Genomic DNA, 22035 nt, shown 5'->3' with positions numbered 1-22035 from the left:
TATTCGTAAACCATAAATTTTAACGCGGACTGGTCGGGGTCGAACCACGGGTCCGTATTTAACCGATTCTCTTGGTATGCGATTGATGGTAATCTTGTTGGCCAGCCTGTTTTTAAGTCATCCTTTTGCCTGTACCCAATCCGCCGAAAATCTGAAACTTCCGGGCCTGCGCCAACCCGTCGAGGTCCTCCGCGACCGCTGGGGTGTTGCGCACATTTACGCGCAGAACGAGCACGATCTGTTTTTTGCGCAGGGCTATTCCGCAGCCTCCGACCGACTTTTTCAGCTCGAAATGTGGCGTCGACAGGCCACCGGAACGGTGTCTGAACTGCTCGGGCCGAAGGAAATCAAGCGGGACCAGGGCACGCGGCTGTTTAAATTCCGGGGAAATCTGGAACAGGAGCTCAAACATTACCATCCCCACGGCCCGCAGATCGTAAGGGCTTTTGTCGATGGCATCAACGCCTACATCCGGCAGATCAACCAAACGCCCGATCGGCTGCCGGTTGAATTTAAAATTCTGAAAACCCAGCCCGGTTTATGGACGCCCGAAGTTGTGATCAGCCGGCATCAGGGGTTACTGGAAAACGTGCGCGACGAGCTGAATTTCGGGCGGCTGGTGCATCTGCTGGGGGCGGAAAAAGTGCGCGAACTGGCCTGGTTTCATCCCGTCGCCAAAGCCGGTGAACCCAACCTGAACCTGCACGTGGCCGGAGCCGAACTGTTTCAGCCTATTCTGGAACTGTACGAAGCGTTCCGGCTGCCCATCCGGTTTACCGCCAACGACCGGGGGCTGGGCGCAACGGAAGAGGAAGCGTCCGTCTGGTTCGAGAACGAAAAGCGGTTTGTCGGCTCCAACAACTGGGTCGTCAGCGGCAAGCGGTCGGCGAGCGGTTTTCCGATGCTGGCCAACGATCCGCACCGGGCGCAGGGAATTCCGTCGCTGCGGTATTGGGTTCACTTACAGGCCCCGGGGTGGAATGCCGTGGGGGCGGGCGAGCCAACGTTACCGGGCATTTCAATTGGCCACAACGAGTTCGGAGCCTGGGGTCTGACGATTTTTGAAACCGACAACGAAGATCTGTACGTCTACGAAGCGAATCCGGCCAATCCGAATCAATACAAATACCGGGGCAAATGGGAGTCGCTGCGGGTTGTGATCGACACAATTCCGGTCAAAGGGCAAAAACCGGTGGTGGTCTCGTTGAAATACACGCGGCACGGGCCGGTGGTGTTTGAAGACGCGAACCATCACAAGTTGTACGCCGTACGGGCGGCCTGGCTCGAAATGGGGTGCGCGCCGTATCTGGCCAGCCTGCGCATGAATCAGTCCAGAAACTGGAACGAATTTCGGCAGGCCTGCACCTTCAGCCGGATTCCGGGCGAAAACATGGTTTGGGCCGGTCGGCAAAATGGATCGATCGGCTGGCAGGCGACGGGCATCTCGCCGGTCCGCCCGAACTGGACGGGCCTGGTGCCGGTGCCGGGCGACGGCCGGTATGAGTGGAATGGTTTTCTGCCCATTCAGCAGTTGCCCAGCAAAGCCAACCCGCCGGAAGGCTATCTCGTTACGGCCAACAACAACCTGACCCCCGCCAACCATCCGCACCGGAATGCAATCGGCTGGGATTGGGCGTCGCCGTCGCGGGCCAACCGGATTGCGGAGGTCCTGAAAGCCAAACCGAACCATACGTTGGCCGATTTCAAAACGCTGCAGGCGGATTATCTGTCCATCCCGGCCCGGCGGCTGGTGCCGTTGCTGAATGGCTTACAGGCCGCCGACGAACCCGTGGAATGGGCGCGGCAGCAATTGCTGAACTGGGACTACAAACTCGAGCCGGGTTCTATCACCGCAGCGGTTTATGCCGCCTGGGAAGCGCAATTGCGGGAAGCTGTTTACGAAGAGGCCGTTCCGGAAAACGCCCGAAAATACCTGAGTTCCATCAGCACCGAAAGGCTGATCGAGTGGTTGCAGCCCGCGACGCCCGGTCCCCTGAAAAAAGTGGATCGGAAAGACCTGTTGCTGACCTGCCTGGAAAAGGCCGTAGACGATCTGACCGACCGGCTGGGGTACGACCGGACACACTGGTGGTACGGTCAGTCGGCCAACAAGCACATTCAACTGGCGCATCCGCTCAGTAACCTCCTGCCCCCCCAGCAGGCGGCCCAGTACGGTATGGGACCGGTGGAGCGGGGCGGCTACGGCGAAACCGTCAACAATACCGGTAACAGCCTGAACCAGGAACACGGGGCCAGCTTCCGGATTCTGGTCGATACCCAGGATTGGGATAAAACGCTGGGCATCAACAGCCCCGGCCAATCGGGCAACCCCGCCAGCCCGCACTACCGCGACCTGTTCCCGATCTGGGCCAAAAACGACTACTTCCCGGTTTACTTCACGAAGGAAAAAATAAAAACCGTCACGGAAAAGCGGACGGTTTTTGAGCCGTAACTATTACAGTTTCAGCTTTTTCAGCAACCCGCCCGGTAGTTTCACCGTCGCTAGGCTATCGGTTTCCAGCGTCAGGGTGCCAAAAACATCCCGTTCAACCAGCAGGTTGGAACTGTCGCGCGACGCAACGAGGGCGGTACCGATGCGGTTGGTCGCTTTGGTATGCAGGTCGCTGCCCCGCGAGTCGGTAACGGTCAGGGTGCCGATGGTGCTGTTGGTGAGCAGAACGCCCGCGCTTTCCTGAATGACAGTCAGCTTGTCGGTGGTCAGGCGGTTGACATTGCAACTGATCCGGTTGGTCATGACGGCTTGCAGCGTTGGCGTCAGAACAACGGCCGAGGGGACGGCATCCAGGTACATGTTGGCCCGCGACTGCCAGGGAACGCTCAAGGGCGTGTACCGGAGCAGCAGGGTGTCGCCCTGGTAACGGAACGTAAACTGCTCCCGGGCCCGGTCCGGAAGCCGGATTTCGGACTTTTTACCGGTTTGCACACTGAGGAGTCCGGCGTTGTTTCCTTCCAGTTTCAGGACCCGGAACGGTTTCAGGCTCATCGACGCCAGCCCGTAAAAAGGATCGTTAAAATCAATCTTATCGTGCTTTTCCTTCAGGGCCATGTTTGCTCCGATCAACGTCAGAAGACAAATGACGAACAACCCGATCAGAAGTTTATTGCTTGTTTTCATCGTGATTTAAGATTTGCGGAATCGGTAGGCCGTTAGCTACCGATTTGGTTTGGGTCGAACTCTTTGTCAATGAAGCTTTTATACCGTTCTTCAATGTCTTTCAGGTCAATGTCGAGCAGGTATAGGCTCCGGAAAAACTGGGGCAATTCGGTTTCCAGAAACACCTCCCGGCGGTAGGATTTTATGCGGTCAACGGCTTCGTCGGCCGCGAAATAACCAATGCCGCGCTTGTTGTAAATAATGCCTTTCTGCTGTAAAAAGTCATACGTGCGCACGACGGTATTGGGGTTCACTTCCAGTTCGACGCCCAGATCCCGAACCGACGGGATTCGCTCGCCCGGCGGCCACTGACCAAGGAGTATTTTCTCGCAGACGTAATCGGCGATTTGTAGGTAAATGGCTTTTTTATCCTGAAAATCCATACTTAAAGTTCTTTCTCTTTGAAACGGGCGTAAGCAATATACAACAGCGCCGGAAGGGCCAGCACCAGAATCGTTTTAACAATCAGGTCCGGATTTCCGTCTAACTCAATCCGGTAAAAACGCCGGTTTTGGATGAAACGGGCCTCCTGAAACGGAGTGCCCCCGTACATTTCGTGGCCCGGAAGCATGTGACGCAGCAGAAATTCATTGAGCACCAGCGTAACCAGAAAAAACAGCGTAAAGGCAATCACACCGGTTTTGACGAACGGTAGTTTGGGGAAATAAATGGAGCCGACCAGGAAGAAAGCCAGCGTGACCAGCGTCAGATAGCGCATGACGGGGTCCATGTGCGGCCCCAGCAGATTGAGCAGTTCGTACCGGGGAGAACCCTGGGGCAGCCGGGCGTTGACGATGGAAAAACAGATTCCTTCTGCCGTATAAAACACCCCCAGAAACACGGGCACAAACAGCAGCAGCATCAGAAGCGCCACCAGAAATTTTTCCAGTTGCGAAGCTGGCAGGGTTAGAAAGGGGATGCCCCGAACCGGCGTGCTGACCACCCGAAAAGATTCGCTGGCAAACCAGGCCCCGGCTCCGCTGGCAATCAAACTAAACAGCATGGCGTGATTTCTGTAAATGGACTCGTGGAAAGTATCAATTTTGGTGGCGCTGGGCAGGAGCATCAGGAGCCACACGCCGAACAGAACACCGATGCCGAGTAGGTAGGACTTCAGGTGTTCATAGAGGTGGAGCTTCAGCAGCAGGCCGAAACGGTTGATTGCAAAGGTCTGGTTCATGGTTTAGAAGAGAGACGTAAGACGGGAGATAAACGAAAGCAGGGGTGCCGGCAAGTCCGAAAAGAGCGCCGTCAGCAAAATCTGGAGGATTGGCAGGAAGCTCATGGCAGCTAGCGAAAAATGTTTTTGATGCCGTCCCGGTTGGTAACCACGGCGTTGAAAAGCCGTTCGAGGTCAACCCGGCTGTCTTCCTGTTCGAGGTTTTCCATCACGACCGAGTAGCCGCGCATCGACGGTTCGGCGTATAACACCCGGTCGGCTTCGGTAACGCTGCTCAGGGTGCCAAACATCAGCCGGTCGCCAATGTCGGTCAGGGAGTGGTTTAGCAGAATTTCGCTTTCGTCGATGATGATGATCCCGTCGATCAGGTTGTCCAGGTCGCGCACCTGGTGAGTCGAAATCAGCATGAGCCGTTCGGGGGCGAGGGCGGAAGAAACAATCTTGCGAAACTGGCTTTTCGACGGAATATCCAGGCCGTTGGTGGGTTCGTCCATGATCAGGATTTGCGTATTGGTGGCCAGCCCGAAGCTGATGATCACTTTCTTTTTCTGTCCGTACGACATCGCCGTCAGCTTTTGATCGGGCGGTACGTCAAATTCAACCAGGTACTTCCGAAACTGCGACTCGCTGAATTTTGGGTAAAACGGCCCCATCGTGTCGATGAAGCGGTTGAGTGAAACCGACGGCAGGTAGATTTCTTCCGGAATGAAATACATCTCCTGCAAAAAAGCCGGTTCGCGCTTTCGGGGGATAAACCCGGCCACGTTGATGGTTCCGGCCGTTGGGTAGAGTAACCCGCCCATCAGCCGCAGCAGACTCGATTTGCCCGCACCGTTTTTCCCCAGCAGGCCGTAAATGCTGCCCGGCCGCAGCGAAAGGTCCAGATCCCGATACAAGATTTTTTTCGGTGTGTAACCGAACGTCAGATTTGCAAGCTCGATCATAATTTTAGTGTACTATTTATCTAATACACAGCAAAGAATTAAAATAGTTCTGATAATGTCAAGCCGCCGGGTGCGATTTGCCGAAAAGTATTTAGCGAACGGGGGTATTTTAAGCGACTCAGGAACAGGAAACGTTGGCGAATCTTCTTACCTTTTCGGTACGCAAACGCTGCAGGTGTTGCAGGGCCTGCGCGGTTGTCCTTAACCCATTTTAGCGATTAGAATCATGAGCCTGGAAGAAGAAGTGATGATTGTTGAATTCGCGCAGGGCATTCGCTCGGAAGGAGAAATAGTGCGCGGGTTCAGCCAGTTGATGGACGATGAAAAGCGGAAACGGGTGTTTAAACTGCTTTCTCTGATCGATCAGGTTTATCCAACAGATGCCGAAGTTGAGCAGGCATCGGCCCATGTTTCGCCAAACGATGAGCGGGTTTTAATTGTCAAGAGGTCCCTGGTAAAGAAAGGGCTGCGTATTCATACGGGCGAAGATTCACTCGATAACTCCTACGCAATCCTGTTGAATTTGTTTAAAACAGCCTACCAACGGCAGGTAGCTTTGGGCACCGAAACGCTGAAAAAATGGTGGCACCAGGATTTGTCGAAACGGGAAGTTGTGGAAGCGATGCTGGCAAACTACCGGTCGTTGGTGGAGGAAATTTATCAGCACCCCAGCTTTCGAAATGAGTTTGCCAGCATTGCTAAATTACGGTTACAGGACAAGCTGAGGGACGCAAGACCGCCGAAGTCAACCCCGGCGGAGCCGAGCACACCGCCCGAAAAGCCGCAGCATTATCATTTTGTTACGTACGACGAAATGCTGTCGGCACTGGCCAACGCTAATCCCGTGAGGATGGATGGAAAAAAGGAGGACTTCAAGAACGGTTACGCGGCCTCCATGCTGTTCCAGTCGCTGGCCCGGGCGTTGTCCAAACAGTACCACCTAGAGCAAACCGAAACGACCCGACTCATCAATGAGATTGTCGATCGCCATTTGAAAGAAACTTACAATTCCGAGCCGTATTGGTGAAGGAAAAGCTGGGGTCAATGTGTATGCCCTAAACTGCCGGTGTCGTACATGATCTGGATGGATTCGGTGGAGCGCAAAGCCTGCGGGTTCAGAATCCTGATCCGGTTGGTGGATGGGCTGTACGTGTAATCTTTGCCGGGCTGCAGCACGTCGTTGCCGACGTGGACGGACAGCGTTTTTTCATCAATTATCGGGTGCATCAGGGAAAGCTCAGCCGGAGTTAATCTGCTCCTCTCCTGACTGGCACGGGGCCGGATGATTTGCGTATGATAGCGGGGCCGCGACCGCAAAGACGGTTGTGACGGTAGAAAAGCGGGACGCGGCTGAAATTTTTGCCCGGCAAGCCAAATCCTGCGCTCCGACGCTATTGAGTCGGGCCCGGCCGCATTCGAACACGACGGGGCGGCTGCGACCGGCAGCGAGCCGATACCAAGGCCAAACAGGGTAACCAGCAAGACGGCTTTCATCGTAAGTAGGGTTTTCAGGCAATAACGAGCCCAACGGTTTTTCTGATATGTCTTTCATGGCAAGATTCCGACATCCCTCCGGCCGGAATTGGTGCGGTTAAAGGGCTATGTTTTCCCAGCGGCTTCCTGTTAAATTACTGCTTCCTGAAATAATACCATCCTGATTCGTCAGGCACAACAGGCTATTCATCTATGATATTGCGGCATTCAGCGATTTTGAATGGCTTCACCATGCAAACTTACTTACCTTGCAAGGTCTGAGCGTTTTGCGCTCAGATATGTTTTGTAATAATTGGTTTTATTCGCACAGTCCCCGGCACTTCCCGGGGATTTGTCTTAGTAGCTGACGTGTTTACAAGAGCGGTATTGCCTTTCCGGAGTTGGCGTTGTTTTTTGCTCAGGGTGGATAACCGCAGATGGAAGACTCAAACCGCCAATCGGAACTCAACCCATGCATTCTGCTGCCATCTCCAACCATCAGCTTTCGAATCTTCAGAAGTGGCAGCTCGCGGCCACTATCTTCGTGATTTACTGGCCCATCCGGGCGTACGCCAACTGGCCAATTGGTCGAGCAGGCACCTTGAACGGGTTTGCCTGGCCGTTTCTGGAACGGATCTGGCCGCTTTGGATTATGGAAGTGGGGTTCACGATGCTATTCTTCTGGCTCTGGCTCCACGTAACGGAGTGGATTCAGCAACGGTTTTTCGGGCAATCGGGCAAGGAGTTTCTGGTTGAATTTACCTTGCCGGCCCAACTGGCGACGTTGATTGTGGCCGGGGCGCTGGCGGTTCTGTTCAACAGCGTGTTCAGTTACCTCTGGGTAGCTATCAGCGGCTTGCTGGAAAACCGTTTGTCGCGTTCGCCGTCCATCGACTGGGGTTTGTATTTCGATGCCGACTGCTGGCGGATCGATCTGGAACGGCGCCGGAAAATTAACGACGGTCTGACGGTAATGGCCATGCTGTCGGCGTTTTACCTGGCCGCCAACCGCCGGGGTTACAAACGGTTGGAAGACCTGCGGGTCAAGGGCGAACAGCTCAAGCAGGAGGCCGTCCAGGCGCAATTTTCGGCCCTCAAAAATCAGGTAAATCCCCACTTTCTATTCAACAGCCTGAGCATTCTGTCGTCGCTGGTCGAAACCAATACCCGGCTGTCGGTGCAGTACATCAACCGGCTCTCGAAAGTGTACCGCTACATTCTGGAACAGCGCAACGCCGAGCGGATCAGCCTCAAGTCCGAACTCGAATTCATTGATTCCTATCTGTTTCTGCTCAACATCCGTTTTGCCGACAAGCTGAAGGTGGACATCGACATTCCGGAGGGCGACGCGGCCCGGTACGGTATTGCTCCGCTGAGCCTGCAACTGCTGATCGAAAATGCGGTGAAACACAACCAGATGTCGACCGAAAAACCGCTCGTGGTTACCATCCGGAAGCAGCTCGATACGCTGGAGATCCGGAATGGCCTGCAACTACGTCCGAAAAAGGAGGAATCGACCGGACTCGGTTTGCAAAATATCATCAGTCGCTACAAGCTTTTAACCACGAAACCCGTCGTGGTTGGTGGGAATGAAAATGAATTTGTGGTTCAAATACCGTTGTTGCCATGAAAGTGCTGATCGTTGAAGATGAGGAACTAACCGCCCAGCGGCTGGTCAAGCTGCTACACGATTATGATCCCACGATTCGGGTGCTGGCCCAGCTGCCGTCGGTAGCCAAGTCGGTCGAGTGGTTTGAAAGCCAGCCCGAAGCCGAGCCGGACCTGATTTTTCTGGATATTCACCTCGAAGACGATCTGGGGTTCAACCTCATCGAACAGCTTAATCTGAACACGCCGATCATCTTTACGACGGCCTACGACGAATACACGCTGCAAGCCTTCAAGGTCAACAGCATTGATTATCTGCTCAAACCAATTGATGCCGACGAACTGGCGCGGGCCATCGACAAATTCAAAACCCTGCGTCAAAACCGCCTTGAGCTGTCGGTAAATTCGGATGTGCTGGCTCAGATGAAGGCCAATTACCGGCCCAATACCTACCGCGACCGGTTTATGGTGACGGTGGGACCCCGGCTTTTTCCGGTGCAGACCGACGACATTGCCTACTTCTTTTTTGAAAACAAAGCCACCTTCCTGACTACGCGCCAGGGGCAGAATTACGTAATTGACTACAGCCTGGATAAGCTGGGGCAACTGCTGGACCCGAACCAGTTTTTCCGGATCAACCGCTCGTTTCTGGTGGCCTTGCCGGCCATCCATTCGGTGTACACCTATTCCGGGAGCAAGCTCAAGCTGGACCTGCTGCCCGAAGCCCGGCAGGAAGTATTTGTGAGCATCGACCGGGTAACGGCTTTTAAGGAGTGGCTGGGGCGCTGAGCAGCGATTCTTTGGGCCATTCTCTGTGCCGGATGAAGCCCCAGATATCCCGAAAGAACTCCGGATATACCACCGTCCCGACGCTGTAGTACATGCCGTTGTAGTGCTGGTTGACGTTGCTTTGAAAAATGGAATACCGGTAACCGACCTGAGCACTCAGACCCAGCCAGCGGGTGGCTTTATACTGTCCATAGACACCGGCCTGAACGGGCATGAAAAAATCCCAGTGAGCCCAGCCTTTCAGCGTGTCGGTCTGCGTATCCTGCCGAATGGCCGACGCTTTTCCCGCCCCGATTTCAATCGGCACACTGAACAACCACCGGCGGTTGTTGATCAGATTGTCCCAGAACAGCAGGCTGGCGTACGCCATATCAGTTTTGGTGTAATATTCCAGGTTCAGCCGCCGGGCCGCGTTGCGGTGCCAGTTAATCAGCCGCAAATACGAGTTGTAGGATAACCAGTAGTAGCCGACCGTGATCTGGTGCCGCTTTTGGCCCACCACAATGCCGGTGTTGACGCCCCAGACGTTGACGGGCTGGCGGTTGATGAACGAATTCCGAAAATCGAGATTGACCGTCCACCGAATCGGCTTCCGACCCGGTCTGGACACCGAGTCGGTCGGCAGGTGCGTCGACACGGCTTGTCCCCAACTGCCGGTGACGCCTACCCAAATCAGCCCTCCTATGATCAAAACCGTTTTCATGCTTCAAGACAAAACCCGCCAAAATTGGCGGGTCTGTACCGATTCTCTTAAAACATTGCCAAAATATTTTTAAACGGTCACCAGCGTTTTGGGTCGGTAAAAGACGTAAAACACCAGCGGGAAGATGAAAAGCGTCAGGAATGTGGCCGTTATCAGCCCGCCAATCACGACGATGGCGAGCGGTTTGGACGTTTCGGAACCGATGCCGGTTGACACAGCCGCCGGGATCAACCCAATGGCCGCCATCATGGCCGTCATCACCACCGGCCGCACCCTCGAAACCACGCCCTGCCGGATGGATTCATCCAGACTAAGCTTGTTATGCAGGTTTTTCTTGAACACCGAGATCAGAATGACCCCGTTCTGAATACAGATTCCGAACAGGGCGATGAAGCCGATACCGGCCGAAATGCTGAAGTTAACATGCGTGATGAGCAGGGCCGCAATGCCGCCGATGATGGCAAACGGTACGTTGAACAGCACCAGACCGGCATCTTTCACGTTGCCAAACAAGACAAACAGGATAAAGAAAATCCCCAGCAGACTGATCGGTACCACTTGTTCCAGCCGGGCCGTCGCGCGTTGCTGGTTTTCGAAGTCACCCGCCCATTTGATGGTGTAGCCCTGCGGCAGTTTCACGTTGGCGGCTACTTTCTGCTGTGCTTCGGTGACGGCACTGCCCATGTCACGGCCCCGGACCGAGAACTTCACCGCCCCGTAGCGTTGGTTGCCTTCGCGGTAAATCAGGATGGGGCCGGTCTGGGTGTAAATCTTGGCGATTTCCTTGATCGGAATCTGCGTGCCGTTGTTGGTCGGCACCATCAGGTTGCCAATTTCGGCTTCGTTTGAGCGGAACGGTTCGTCGTAACGAATCCGGAGGTCAAACTTGCGTTCCCCTTCGTAAATCTGGGTAGCGGCTTTTCCACCGATGGCCATTTCCACCACGGTCTGGGCGTTGGCTTTATCCACACCGTAGAGGGCTAACTTCCGTTCGTCCAGTTCAATGCGCAGTTCCGGCTGACCAATGTTGCGGATCACGCCCAGGTCAGTGATGCCGTCGACGGTTGCCAGTTGTTTTTCAATTTCGGTGGATTTCCGTTCCAGCGTGTACAGGTCGGGGCCGTACACTTTGACGGCTATGGAGCCTTTTACCCCCGAAACCGCTTCGGCCACGTTGTCCATGATCGGCTGCGAGAAACCGAAATCGACGCCCGGAAAAACCGCCAGTTTCTTCTGCATCTGAGCAATCAACTGCTCCTTCGTTATTCCACTCTTCCATTCTTCTTTCGGGAAAATGCTCACCAGAAATTCGATGTTGTAAAAACCCGTGGGGTCGGTGCCGTCGTTCGGGCGACCGGTCTGCGAGATGACGCCTTTGACTTCCGGAAATTCCTCGAAAACGTGGCGCATCTGCGTGGTCAGCTTGACGGATTCGGGCAGCGAAATACTCATGGGCATACTGGCCCGCACGTAAATCGACCCCTCGTCCAGTTCGGGCAGAAACTCGGTTCCGAGCAGTTTGAAACCCGACAGTCCCACCACGACCAACCCGGCGGCCACCAGCAAACTCAGTTTTTTGTGGGCAAACGTGAACCCGAAGGCTTTGGTCGCATTCCGGGTGATAAATTCGACCACCGGATTGTGCTTTTCGCGAACGTCTTTTTTCAGCAGAAAACTCGCCATCACCGGCACCAGCGTCAGCGTGAAAATCAGCGCCCCCAATAAGGCGAAACCGAGCGTCCAGGCCAGCGGGGAAAACATCTTGCCTTCCACTTTCTGAAACGAGAAAATCGGTATCAAGCAGGTGATAATGATGAGTTTGGAGAAGAAAATGGCCTTGCCCATCTCCGTGCCGGTTTTCCGCAGGATGCCCAACTTGGCGAGTTTGTTGAACTTGGTCATTCCGTTGTGAATCGCCATCTCGTCGAGCGTCACGAAGATTCCTTCCACCATCACCACCGCGCCGTCTACGATGATGCCGAAGTCGATGGCGCCCATCGAAAGCAGGTTGGCCGACATGCCTTTCAGCCGCAGACAGATGAACGCAAACAGCAGCGCCAGCGGAATGATGATCGAAACCGTGATGGTGGTCCGCCAGTCGGCCATGAACAAAAAGACGATAACCGTGACGAACACCAGCCCTTCAATCAGGTTGTGCGTAACCGTGTGCGTAGCGAAGTGAATCAGCGTTTCGCGGTTGTAGAACGTGTCGATCTGAACGTCCGACGGCAGGATGCTGGTATTCAGTTCGTTGATCTTTGCCTTCACATTTTCAATGACTTCGCTCGGGTTTTCACCTTTGCGCATCACCACAATGCATTCCACCACGTCATTTTGGTTATCGCGACCGGGCCGCGTCAGGCCCGCCTGACCCAGCCGCGGCAGGGCCGATTCCGACACCTGCGCCACGTTGCGGACCATGATGGGCGTTCCGTTGGCGTTTTTGATGATGATATTGCCAATGTCCTGGCTATTTTTCAGCAGACCGATACCGCGCACGACGTAGGCTTCCGCGTTTTTTTCGATCACATCCCCGCCGACGTTGACGTTGGAGTTGGCGACGGCCTGGTAGAGTTCGAGCGGGGTAATGCCGTAATCCAGCAACCGGCGCGGATCAACCGAAATCTCGTAGGTTTTCGCTTCTCCGCCGAAACTCACCACATCAGCCACGCCCGGTACGCTTTTCAGTTGCCGTTCAATGACCCAGTCCTGCATGGTTTTCAGCTCGCGGCTGGTGCGGGTGCTGCTTTTGAGCGTATAGCGGAAAATTTCGCCGGTGGGGCCGTAGGGCGGCTGCACATCGGGTTTCAGTCCTTCCGGCAGATCGACGTTGCTCAGCAAATTGTTGACCTGCTGGCGGGCGAAGGCGTCGTCAACCCCGTCGTCGAACATCACTTTGACCACCGACAAACCAAAGAGGGTGGTTGAGCGGATGTCAGTTTTTTTCTGCACGGAATTCAGTCCGATTTCAATCGGGATGGTGACAAACTTTTCAATTTCTTCCGCGCTCCGGCCCGGCCATTGCGTGATGATCGTGATCTGCGTGTTGGTAACGTCCGGGAAGGCTTCAATCGGCGTGTTCTGGTAGCTGATGAAACCCGCAACGATCGCCAGCGCTGTCAGGAAGAAAATAAAGAACCGGTTCTTCAGCGAGAACGAGATGATATTTTTGATGAACTTATTCATGGAAGAAGGTGGAAAGGAGTGGTGGAGGAAAGAGGAAGCTAAGGTTGTTTCGCGGAGTTGAGCGGAGAAAATTACCGCTCTGCTAAATTCTAATTTTGCTCCGCTTAACTCCGCGAAATAACTTCTCTTAGTTGCCCAACGCGCTGTAAATCAAGAGTTGATTTTGTTTTACCACGCGGTCGCCGGGTTTCAAACCGCTGTTGAGGTAGGCGATATCGCCGATGGTTTTGAAGATGTCGACTTCGCGCACGACCGGCTGGTTGTGGCTATTGACGGCCACGACAAAATTGCGGCTTTTGTCGAACACAATCGCCTTGGCCGGTATGCCAATCCGTTGTTCCTGTCCGGCGTATTCCACCCGCACGTTGGCAAACATCTCGGGTTTCAAGGTATAATCCGCGTTGAGCAGCGTGACCCGTACTTTCATGGTCTTACTGTCGGCGTCCAGTACGTTGAAAATTTTATCAATCTTTCCTTTGAAAACGCGGTCGGGGTAGGAAAGGGTTGTGATGGTGGCCGCGTAGCCTTCTTTAACGTTGGCCAGATCCGATTCGTAAACGTTGGCCAGCACCCAGACCTGATCGAGGTTGGAGATGGTGAACAGGTTTTCGGGATCATCGGAGCGGAGTTCCATGCCCTGCGCGGCATTTTTCTCGACCACAAAACCGTCCGTCGGGGCTTTCACCACGTAAATGGAGCCCGAACCGCCGAGGATGCCTTTGCGGGCTGCCACCCGGTTGACCTCGCCCTGGGCCGCCTGCATTTGCTCGCGGGCGGCAATCAGGTCTTTTTGGGCGGCCAGACCGGCTTTCGACATGTCTTCGGTCACTTGCAGGTTTTTACGAGCCACGGCCAGTTGGCCTTTGGCCGCTACGGCTTCCTGCTCCAGATCGGCCATGTCGCCGGACCGGATGATGGCCAGCGTCTGCCCGCGCTTGACAAAGTCGCCGAGGTCGGTTTTTACTTCTTCGATATGACCACCCACCAGCGGAAACACTTTCACAACTTTGTCCTGGTTGAAGGTGATTTTTCCGGTGAGATTCAGTTCGTTATTAACGGGCAACAACCTGGCGGTGTCAATTTTGGCCGTTGCCAGCAGATCGACTTTTCGCTGCGAGACTTCGTCGCCGTTGGATTCGGGCGTGGCCGACGACTGGCAACCCACCAGTTGAGTTACCAGCAGACCCGCCAGGAGCCAGGCGGCCGGTTTGGAGAACGATTTCAGAGACGGTTTTAAGAGATGATTCGCTTTCATGACGGTACGGTTTAAAACCGTGTATTATTTCGTGAATAGGTTCGTGCCGACGGCAAAGTTGAGTTCTTCCAGGCCCTGCATCCGGTTGTTTTGCAGCTGGTTGTATTGAATCTGGCTGGCTTTGTAGGAGTCGAAAAAGTCCAGAAATTCCACCACGTCGATGTTTTGTTTGCGGTAATTGGCGGTGACGCCCTCGATGAGCCGGCCAAAGTCGCCGTTGAATTTCTGGTCGAAGGTGCGGTAAACCTGATCGGTTTGCTGAACTTTCTGGTAAGCCCGCCGAACGTCGGTATCCACCTGCAGCGCGTAGGCATTGGTAGCCTGCTGGCTGCTCTGGGTCCGGATAGTGGCGGCTTTGATGGCCCCCTGATTCTTGTTGAAAACCGGCAGATTGATGCCCACACCCACGCCCACGTAATTCGGAATGTAGCCCGCGTTGCGGTCGTAGGTGGCCTGAAGCGACAAATCCGGGACGGCCATCGCTTTTTGCAGCGCCAGATTCTGCTTCTCCTGAATGGCCAGATCGCGGTAGGCTTTCAGGTCGTAGCGGTTTTTTTCCGCCAGTTTGTACAATTCGTTCAGGTTAAGCTGACCGACGGCAGGCTGAATGGCCTCGGTATTTTCCAGCACGGGTTGGAAGGTTACAGAAGGGCTGGCATTCAGTAAGAGGGCCATGTCGGCCTGGTCGTCGGTCAATTTCAGCAGCAACTGCTGGCGCTCGGTGGTCAGGTTGAACAGGTATGCTTTCAGCCGGGCGAGGTCTTTCAGCGGGATGTTGCCTTTGTCGTACTGCTGCTGAAAGAGGCTGACGGTTTGCCGGAGCGTGCCGATTTCCTGTTCGTAGACCCCGAGGGCCTGCTGGTTGTAATAAAGATCGTAGAACGTGGCCCGCAACTGATAATTCAGCGTCCGCAGCAAGTCGAAGAAACGGTCGTTGGCCAGTTCGGTGCTGGTGCGGGCAATGGCCAGTTGTTTGTTGCGTTTGCCCGCCAGCAACAGCAATTGCTGAACCTGAACCACCTGCTCCGAATTCCGCTGCCGCAGCGGCATCACTTCCTTCGTCTGGGCATTGTAAGGCATCTGCTCGACGTAAAGGGTCGGGTTGTTCCAGAGTTTGGCCTGAAACTCGTAGGCTTTATTTTCATCGACGCCCAGTTTGGTGGCCATCAGTTGCAGGTTGTTCTGACGGAACTGTGCTTCGGCCTGGGGCAGGGTAAGCCGCAACGTATCGCTTTGTGCAGACGATACCAACGGACTACACAGGATGCACCCAAACACGAAAAGAAAAATCCTTTTCATGGTGTATTTTCTAAAGCTGTTTTAAGAGAGAATTTGCCGGTTGGCGTATAGAATAATGCTCGGTAGAGTTAGGCCGAAGGGATGCGTAACGAGCAGTAGAGCAGGTAGTAAGGTGGGGTGTGGCTGGCCGGTTTTCGGTCAGGGGACGTTAGAAGAGGCAGGAGCCAAAGTGACGCCAGCAGCAGGTGTTGCCACTGGACCGGCAGCGTGGGCAAAAAGTCCGGATGAACGCTCGGAGCCTGTTGCTCGTCTTCATCCTGAGCCAGATAAATTACCGCATCAGAGGAAGGCTTAGCCGCGTGCGTTCCCTGGTTAACCGTGTTCTGTCTGGCGAAATCCGAAGCAGAAACCGTTCCGGCTACCGACGGGTAGACCCGGAAAAGTACCGCCCACAGCAGGCCGACCGTTAACAGGATGTTGCGAGAGATGCGCATTGGCTTTGCTTCTTGATACAAACAAAGCATGTCAAGATTTAAACCGGATAAAATTGCTGTTAAAAGAAGGTTAAAATGGTCGTACCTCCAACCCCGCCAGGGGTTGACTGTCAATAGCCCCGCACTGCGCGCGGGGCACGTCGGATTGCCGGGCGTGACCGTCAAGATGGTCCGTATGTTGGGGTAGCCCCGGATTGCATCCGGGGCTATTCAGCGTCAACCCCGCCAGGGAGTTGAAGGAGGGTGGGGTTATCGGAATTTCAGCGTCGTGCCAATGCGGAAACCGAGCTTCTGATACTGCCAGTCCTGCCACTGCGAAATGACTTCCACCCGGAAGAACGGGAAAATGCCCGGAATCAGGCCGTCGAGTGCGTAGCCGACTTCGGTGTAGTTGCGGGAGTTGGGCGTGCCGAGGTAATGAACAAACAGATTTTCTTTCAGGCCCGTCAACCGCACCATCGTCAGTTGCGTGATCAGAAACTTGCGGTATTCCATCAGCACGTGCCCTTCGAAAAACCGCTTGCCGGTGCTGTACTGGTAATACGGCAGCATCCGGAAGATGGCCGTTGGGTCGCCCTGTTGCAGGAAGAACTCGTTGCCCTGAAAATGCTTGAAATCGGGGAAGAACACGGCTTTGTCGTTCAGGAAGGCCCCCGCCGAAACGTTGTAGCTCAACCGGCTCCGGATGCCGGTTTCGAAGGAATGGCTCAAACCGGCCTGGAGAAAATCGTAATCCACGTCGCTGGCTTCGACCGCGCCGGACCGAAACGGAATCCCCTTGCGGTAGTTCAGCGTCAGTTCGGGGCTGTTGTTGCGGCTGGCCACCCGCCGACCGTTGCGAACCCGGTATTGGGTAGCCGCCAGTTTGCCCGACACGCCGATGTTGAAAATAAGTGCCTGATTTTCCGGAAAACCCGCCGAAATCAATTCCGCGTTTGCCGGACGGTTTGGCGTGAAGCTGTATTGGTTCCAGTTGATCCACGGCTTCAGGTCCTCCCGGTAATTCGCCAGTTCGGTTCGTTGGACGTATTCAAGGCTACTCGTTACGCTGATGCGGCTTTTGAAGGGTTGAGCCGCCACGCCCAGCCGCAGGAAATCCCGCTGGTAAAGCTTGGCAAAATTTCGTTCGAACAGCAGGCTCGTGATCGAATTAAGAAACGGGCTGATGGGTTCGTTGGGGTTGAACTGATTGACCCAGCGCCCGCCCGTCAGGCTGAGGTTTGTTGTTTTGTAGTTGTAGGTGATGCCTCCGGTGCCGATCAGTCGCTTCAGGCCAAACTCATAACGGCCTGCCCCGCCCACGGTCAGGTCGGGCGTCGGTTTGTAAGTAACGCGCCGACGCGTGGAATCTTTCTGCGGTTTGCGGAGGTGATAGCGGAGTCGCAGACCCATATCGAAGGTGTATCCCTCGACGGTATTGTAATAAACCTTTTCCAGGGGGCTGTCCCAGGTCAGCGCGGTTCGGCCGCTGAAGTTCCAGGTGTTACCCGAAAGGAGCTGACCCGGCTTGAAGGTCTTGCTCGAACGCTGCTTGCGGGTCGAATCCTTCACGGCTTTGGTGCTGTCTTTCTGCACTTCAATTTTCCGCACAATCGTCAGGCTGTCCCGTTTGACGTAACTTTTGATCTCGGCCGAGGTCAACGGAACCGTCCGGAGCGAATCCCAGAACGCGTTGCTGCGTTTACTGGCCAGCGAGTCGATCACCGTGGAGTCGTTGCGCGCAACATCCGCTTCTTCGTTCCGCTCTTTCTTGGCCTGGTACTCCTGTTTTTCGTATTCTTTCAGCAATTTTCTGAAATCTTTGGCCGAATATTCCTTCTGCTGGGCAATTTTGTCTTCGAGTTTCTGCCCCTTGATGTCTTTGTTCGACAGCCGCACCGCCGGTTTTTCAACTTTTTCGTCAATGATTTTGACTTCTTCCACAAACGCCGGATTAACCTGAAGTTTGCTGAACGTCTGACTGATCACAAACTGAGCGTTGCCGGCGGCTCCCATGATTTTACCATCCAGGTTATACCGTTGGTTGACCGGCAGCCAGACGTTCTGGACGGGGCTGTAAACCTGCCGGATTTTGATGTCGAAGCCCAGCGGGTTACGGGTTTCGAGCTGCAGGCTGTGAATGGCCCACGTATCTTCAATGATAAACAGGGTCCCCCGAAAAACGCCCTCGCCGTATGAACGCGGTTTGACGGCAATCTTGCTCACGTCGATGCCGCGTTCGCTGAAAGTGCCCTGGTACTCAAATTTATAATAAGCAAAGGCTTTGGGCGACAGGGGCGAAACGGCCTTGTTGACTTCCGGGCGGTAGAAGCTCGACAGAAAATAATCGTTGATCGAAACATTGTCGCCCATAGAGCTGCGGGTTGCCATGAGCCGGTGCTGGTAGGAGTTAGGCTGCCGGAACGTTACTTCCGAAACCGATTCGTAGAGCATCGGAACGCCGATTTTGAAACCGTCTTTCTCCGCTTCTTTGAGTTGTTTCCGGTACATAAACTGCATGGGCAGGTCGGTTACCGTGAAGGAGGTTTTGGTGTAGGCCCGGGCGGTGTAGCTCATTACCTGCAATTCGTGGTACTTGGCTTTGGCGATGGCCCGGCGCATGATGCTGTAGGCCGGATCTTCCTTGCCTTTGCGGGCCTGTACTTCCTGCAACCGGAAAGCCTGTTCTTCCATCGTAACGTCGATCGTCTGCCATTGGCTGCCGATTTCGACGGTTTTCTCCTGGGCCTGAAATCCTAAATACTGGAAAACGATGGCGTATTTCCCCGGTTTAAGCGGCACTTCGTAGCGACCTTCCGCGTTGGTAACGGCTCCGTTTGATGTTCCTTTTATAACAATGGCTGCGTAGGGGAGCACCTCGCCTTTGGCGGTTTTGATGGTTCCCCGAATGCCCTGAGCGGTTGTAAACTGAATCAAACAAAACGTGAAGAAGAAGCTAAACAGGTATTTCATAGTTCAGGCTGTGTGTTCGCAGGTAGAAAACTACCGATTTTGGTGTTCTGGTGCAATGGTATGCCGAATAAGCCGACGCCACAGGAGCAGATTTCTACGGTATGATGCAAAAGGAAGGGGCAAAGTTGCGCCAGCGCAAGACAAATACCCTACTTTTAATCTACTTTGTGATGCGGTTCGGGATAAAACTTTGATAGTCTGGAAGAAAACGTTTTCACATGGCAGTAACGTATGACGCGGTTTGCGAATTGGCGCTCCACTATCCCGGCGTGGTGGAGGGGCAGGCTTACGGGACACCCTCGCTGCACGTGGGCCGTAAGCTGATGGCGCGGTTGCGGGAGGATGCGCAGACGCTGGTCATCAAAATGAATCCCGGTCAGCGCGATGCTTATTTTGAACAGGCGCCGGATACGTTCTTTCTGACCGACCACTACCGCAGCAGTCCGGTGCTGCTGGTGGATCTGGCTACGGTGCGCCGGGAGGTGATGGCCGAACTGGTGGAAAAAGCCTGGCGATGGGTGGCTTCTTCGCGGCAGCTTAAAGCGTATGAGCAGGCTGCTTCCGGTCAGAAAAACGTCTGACAATTGAAAACAAATCATTTTGCTTTTTGGCAGGTTGACCCCCCTTTTTTCGCAATTCAAACATATGAAGGGACGTTTTTTTGTCCTTGATCTCCAATTTTGGGTTTCGAATCCCGGGGTTGATGCGGTCTGAATCTCTTTTGGAGGGCTTTTTATACATCACAAAGCGCCCGGGGCCGAAACACCATTTTAAGGTCAACCACACTCCATTCTTGAATGATGCGTATGAAAAAGATCGGTTTAATGCTGCTAGTTGTGGCGTCTCTGAGCGGCTGCAAAGACAAAGACGCCAGCCCGACCCTGGGCGGAACGTTCTCGGGACCTATGAGCGTCGAGGATAATGTAGGCGTTGCTTCGTACTCGAACGCCGATGTGACCATTAAGCAAGTCGGGGCTTCCGAAGTGGAAGTCAGTGGCCGCGGATTCACCACGTTTGTGATTGACAACGTTGTTCATCAGGCCAATTCGTATTACATGGCCAACGAGGGTAAAAGCGAATTTCGGTATGCGGGCAGTTCCTCGCCCAAAACGCTGTTGCTGAACTGGACCGCCCAGGTAGACGGCAAAGCACAAACCATCCGGTTTGGCGGCAACAAAAAGAAATAAGCAAACTGGATAGCGGACTTTCGGAGAGCTGCACCCGACGGGTGTGGCTCTTTTTTGTTCAGTTCATACCCGGTTGCCGACAATTGACGGAGCCTTTGGGCTAATTGACACAGGCAGGTATTGAAAACCAGCTGCTTACCGAGTCATCTTTGCTGTGTAAACAACAACTTACTACTCCAATGAACGCGATGAAACAGTTTTTAATGATGGCGCTGCTCGGGGCTGTGGCCTGTACCAAGCCCGGGGTTGAGGGGCCGCAGGCGCCCGCCAAAGTCGAGCAGGGAATTGTCCAGGGCCGGGTGGTCGATAGCCAGGGCCAGGGAGTTGCCAACGCCGAGATCATTGCAAACAGCAAGGACATTCATGATAAAACCGTTACCGGCCACACCGATGCGCAGGGAAACTACCGCTTTAAAGTTCCCACGGGTATTGCAGAAGGCTCCTACACGCTTAGCGGTTCGCTAACGGTTAAGTACCACAACCGAAACTACCGGATGGCTTTGTACCAGGAAGACACCCGCGCGTTTTCTCCCTACGAAGGAGTCGTCCGGAATTTTGTTTTTCGCCTGACGGGCAAACGGACCGCTGATGATACTGAAACCGCAACGCCACTCGGGGCCACGCTGGAAGTCTACCACGATGTTAATAACCTCGTTTTTGAAAACATCGAGCTCACGCTCGAACCCGAGGGGCCGCTGGTGGACGGTAGCACGGGCAAAAAAATCGTTACGATGATGCCGCAGGGCGACTATCACGTCAAGGATATTCCACTCGGGAAATACAAGATTTCGGCCCGCGATAAAGTAACCGGTCAGCGCCTGGGCGTCAGCGTTCAGGATTCTTCCCGCGATTACGCAGCCTCGGTAACGGCGCTGTTCGAAGACGAGGATTTTGAAGGATCGGAGCACTTCCGGCTGGGCCTGCTGGTTGGTGTGCTGTAAGCCGCTATATTAGCCGTTCTTTAAGACGGTTTTTATGTCGGTACTCGCCCACAAAATAGTCTGGATTACGGGAGCCTCGTCGGGGATCGGCGAGGCCATTGCCCTTGAAGTAAGCCGGATGGCCCGCCCGGATCATCCCGTTAAGCTGGTCCTATCGGCCCGCCGGACGGACGAACTCGAACGCGTGGCCCGGCAAACGGGGTTGCCAGCAACCGATGTGCTGGTGCTGCCCGTGGATGTTACGGCCTTCGACCAGTTTCCTGCTCTCGTTGAACGGGTTCGGCAGCATTTCGGCCGGATTGATTTTCTGTACCTCAACGCCGGAATTTCCCAGCGTAGCACCGTGGTTGATACCGATCTTTCGGTTTACCAGCGGCTGATGGACGTTAATTTCTTTGGGACGATTGCCCTGACCAAAGCCGTTTTGCCGATCATGCTTGCTCAGGGAAGTGGTCATTTGGTGGTGACCAGCAGCGTAGCCGGTAAACTAGGAACCAAGTACCGCTCGGGCTATTGCGCCAGCAAACACGCCCTGCACGGCTTTTTCGACGCCCTCCGGGCCGAGGTTCACCGGGCGGGTCTGCACATCACCCTGGTGTGCCCTGGTTACATCCGCACCCCCCTTTCCCTTCAGGCCCTGAACGCAACCGGGCACCTTCACGGCAAAATGGACACCAACCAGCAGGAGGGCATGGCACCGGACGTCTTTGCCCGGCGTCTGCTGAAGGCCGTTGCCCGCCAAAAAGAGGAGGTCTATATCGGCGGCCGTGAAACCGTCGGAATTTATTTGAAGCGGTTTTTGCCGGGCCTGCTCTCCCGCATTGTGCGCAACCGCGAAGGGCCGTAAAACGGTCCGGTCGTTTAATCGTTCAAGACTGTATTACGTAACTAGTTTATGGGTACAGGCCG

At 54.5% G+C, this 22035-nt stretch carries 19 protein-coding genes; 8 read left to right on the top strand and 11 right to left on the bottom strand.

All coding sequences use genetic code 11. From position 1 onward, the window contains the following. Positions 1-76: 76 nt before the first annotated feature. Entirely contained in the window at positions 77-2452 is a 2376-nt protein-coding gene (locus tag OQ371_RS26130; RefSeq protein ID WP_265991476.1) for a penicillin acylase family protein, read from the top strand. Between the two features lie 3 nt (positions 2453-2455). Here the strand turns inward: OQ371_RS26130 and OQ371_RS26125 are convergent, their stop codons facing one another. From OQ371_RS26125 to OQ371_RS26110, 4 genes are all read right to left on the bottom strand, one after another. Continuing rightward, positions 2456-3136: a hypothetical protein gene (locus tag OQ371_RS26125; RefSeq protein WP_265991475.1), complete on the bottom strand. Its 681-nt coding sequence runs from the start codon at positions 3134-3136 to the stop codon at positions 2456-2458. Between the two features lie 32 nt (positions 3137-3168). Further along, positions 3169-3558: a GntR family transcriptional regulator gene (locus OQ371_RS26120; protein ID WP_265991474.1), complete on the bottom strand. Its 390-nt coding sequence runs from the start codon at positions 3556-3558 to the stop codon at positions 3169-3171. A gap of 2 nt (positions 3559-3560) precedes the next feature. Then, a complete protein-coding gene (locus OQ371_RS26115; protein WP_265991473.1) occupies positions 3561-4355 on the bottom strand; it encodes a hypothetical protein in 795 nt (264 codons plus the stop codon). 110 nt (positions 4356-4465) lie between these two features. Beyond that, positions 4466-5299: an ABC transporter ATP-binding protein gene (locus tag OQ371_RS26110; RefSeq protein WP_265991472.1), complete on the bottom strand. Its 834-nt coding sequence runs from the start codon at positions 5297-5299 to the stop codon at positions 4466-4468. 226 nt (positions 5300-5525) lie between these two features. Between OQ371_RS26110 and OQ371_RS26105 the strand changes: the two genes are divergently transcribed. Next, the gene (locus tag OQ371_RS26105; RefSeq protein ID WP_265991470.1) at positions 5526-6326 is read left to right on the top strand and encodes a DUF5958 family protein; all 801 of its coding nucleotides are present in this window, start codon (positions 5526-5528) and stop codon (positions 6324-6326) included. Positions 6327-6340: 14 nt separating this feature from the next. On the opposite strand, the gene OQ371_RS26100 is transcribed toward OQ371_RS26105, so the two are convergent. After that, positions 6341-6526 carry a hypothetical protein gene (locus OQ371_RS26100; protein ID WP_265991468.1) on the bottom strand — a complete coding sequence of 62 codons (186 nt, stop codon included), beginning with the start codon at positions 6524-6526 and terminating at the stop codon, positions 6341-6343. 718 nt (positions 6527-7244) lie between these two features. Between OQ371_RS26100 and OQ371_RS26095 the strand changes: the two genes are divergently transcribed. Both OQ371_RS26095 and OQ371_RS26090 read left to right on the top strand, forming a co-directional pair. Further along, entirely contained in the window at positions 7245-8402 is a 1158-nt protein-coding gene (locus tag OQ371_RS26095; RefSeq protein WP_265991466.1) for a sensor histidine kinase, read from the top strand. Next, entirely contained in the window at positions 8399-9169 is a 771-nt protein-coding gene (locus tag OQ371_RS26090) for a LytR/AlgR family response regulator transcription factor (protein ID WP_265991465.1), read from the top strand. Before OQ371_RS26095 ends, OQ371_RS26090 begins: the two co-directional genes overlap by 4 nt. Here OQ371_RS26090 and OQ371_RS26085 read toward each other — a convergent pair. The 6 genes from OQ371_RS26085 to OQ371_RS26060 all read right to left on the bottom strand — a co-directional run bounded on the left by OQ371_RS26085 (position 9147) and on the right by OQ371_RS26060 (position 18998). Next, positions 9147-9872 carry a hypothetical protein gene (locus OQ371_RS26085; protein ID WP_265991464.1) on the bottom strand — a complete coding sequence of 242 codons (726 nt, stop codon included), beginning with the start codon at positions 9870-9872 and terminating at the stop codon, positions 9147-9149. The genes OQ371_RS26090 and OQ371_RS26085 overlap by 23 nt on opposite strands. A gap of 69 nt (positions 9873-9941) precedes the next feature. After that, positions 9942-13058: an efflux RND transporter permease subunit gene (locus OQ371_RS26080; protein WP_265991463.1), complete on the bottom strand. Its 3117-nt coding sequence runs from the start codon at positions 13056-13058 to the stop codon at positions 9942-9944. A gap of 127 nt (positions 13059-13185) precedes the next feature. Continuing rightward, positions 13186-14313, bottom strand: a complete 1128-nt coding sequence (locus OQ371_RS26075) for an efflux RND transporter periplasmic adaptor subunit (RefSeq protein ID WP_265991462.1) — start codon at positions 14311-14313, stop codon at positions 13186-13188. Positions 14314-14337: 24 nt separating this feature from the next. After that, positions 14338-15612: a TolC family protein gene (locus tag OQ371_RS26070; protein WP_265991460.1), complete on the bottom strand. Its 1275-nt coding sequence runs from the start codon at positions 15610-15612 to the stop codon at positions 14338-14340. A 68-nt stretch (positions 15613-15680) separates the two neighbouring features. Beyond that, positions 15681-16046, bottom strand: coding sequence for a hypothetical protein (locus OQ371_RS26065; protein ID WP_265991458.1), 366 nt, complete (start codon positions 16044-16046; stop codon positions 15681-15683). Positions 16047-16295: 249 nt separating this feature from the next. Continuing rightward, positions 16296-18998 carry a DUF5686 and carboxypeptidase regulatory-like domain-containing protein gene (locus tag OQ371_RS26060; protein WP_265991457.1) on the bottom strand — a complete coding sequence of 901 codons (2703 nt, stop codon included), beginning with the start codon at positions 18996-18998 and terminating at the stop codon, positions 16296-16298. A gap of 218 nt (positions 18999-19216) precedes the next feature. Between OQ371_RS26060 and OQ371_RS26055 the strand changes: the two genes are divergently transcribed. From OQ371_RS26055 to OQ371_RS26040, 4 genes are all read left to right on the top strand, one after another. Continuing rightward, on the top strand, positions 19217-19579 hold the full coding sequence (locus OQ371_RS26055; protein ID WP_265991455.1) for an MmcQ/YjbR family DNA-binding protein: 363 nt from the start codon (positions 19217-19219) through the stop codon (positions 19577-19579). Between the two features lie 243 nt (positions 19580-19822). Continuing rightward, entirely contained in the window at positions 19823-20185 is a 363-nt protein-coding gene (locus OQ371_RS26050; RefSeq protein WP_265991453.1) for a hypothetical protein, read from the top strand. A 188-nt stretch (positions 20186-20373) separates the two neighbouring features. Then, a complete protein-coding gene (locus OQ371_RS26045) occupies positions 20374-21126 on the top strand; it encodes a carboxypeptidase-like regulatory domain-containing protein (RefSeq protein ID WP_265991452.1) in 753 nt (250 codons plus the stop codon). Between the two features lie 34 nt (positions 21127-21160). After that, positions 21161-21973, top strand: a complete 813-nt coding sequence (locus OQ371_RS26040) for an SDR family oxidoreductase (protein WP_265991451.1) — start codon at positions 21161-21163, stop codon at positions 21971-21973. Positions 21974-22035 lie beyond the last annotated feature (62 nt).

This window comes from Larkinella insperata (assembly GCF_026248825.1).
GTDB classification, from domain to species: domain Bacteria; phylum Bacteroidota; class Bacteroidia; order Cytophagales; family Spirosomataceae; genus Larkinella; species Larkinella insperata.
This window is presented reverse-complemented; position numbering and strand designations above follow the sequence as displayed.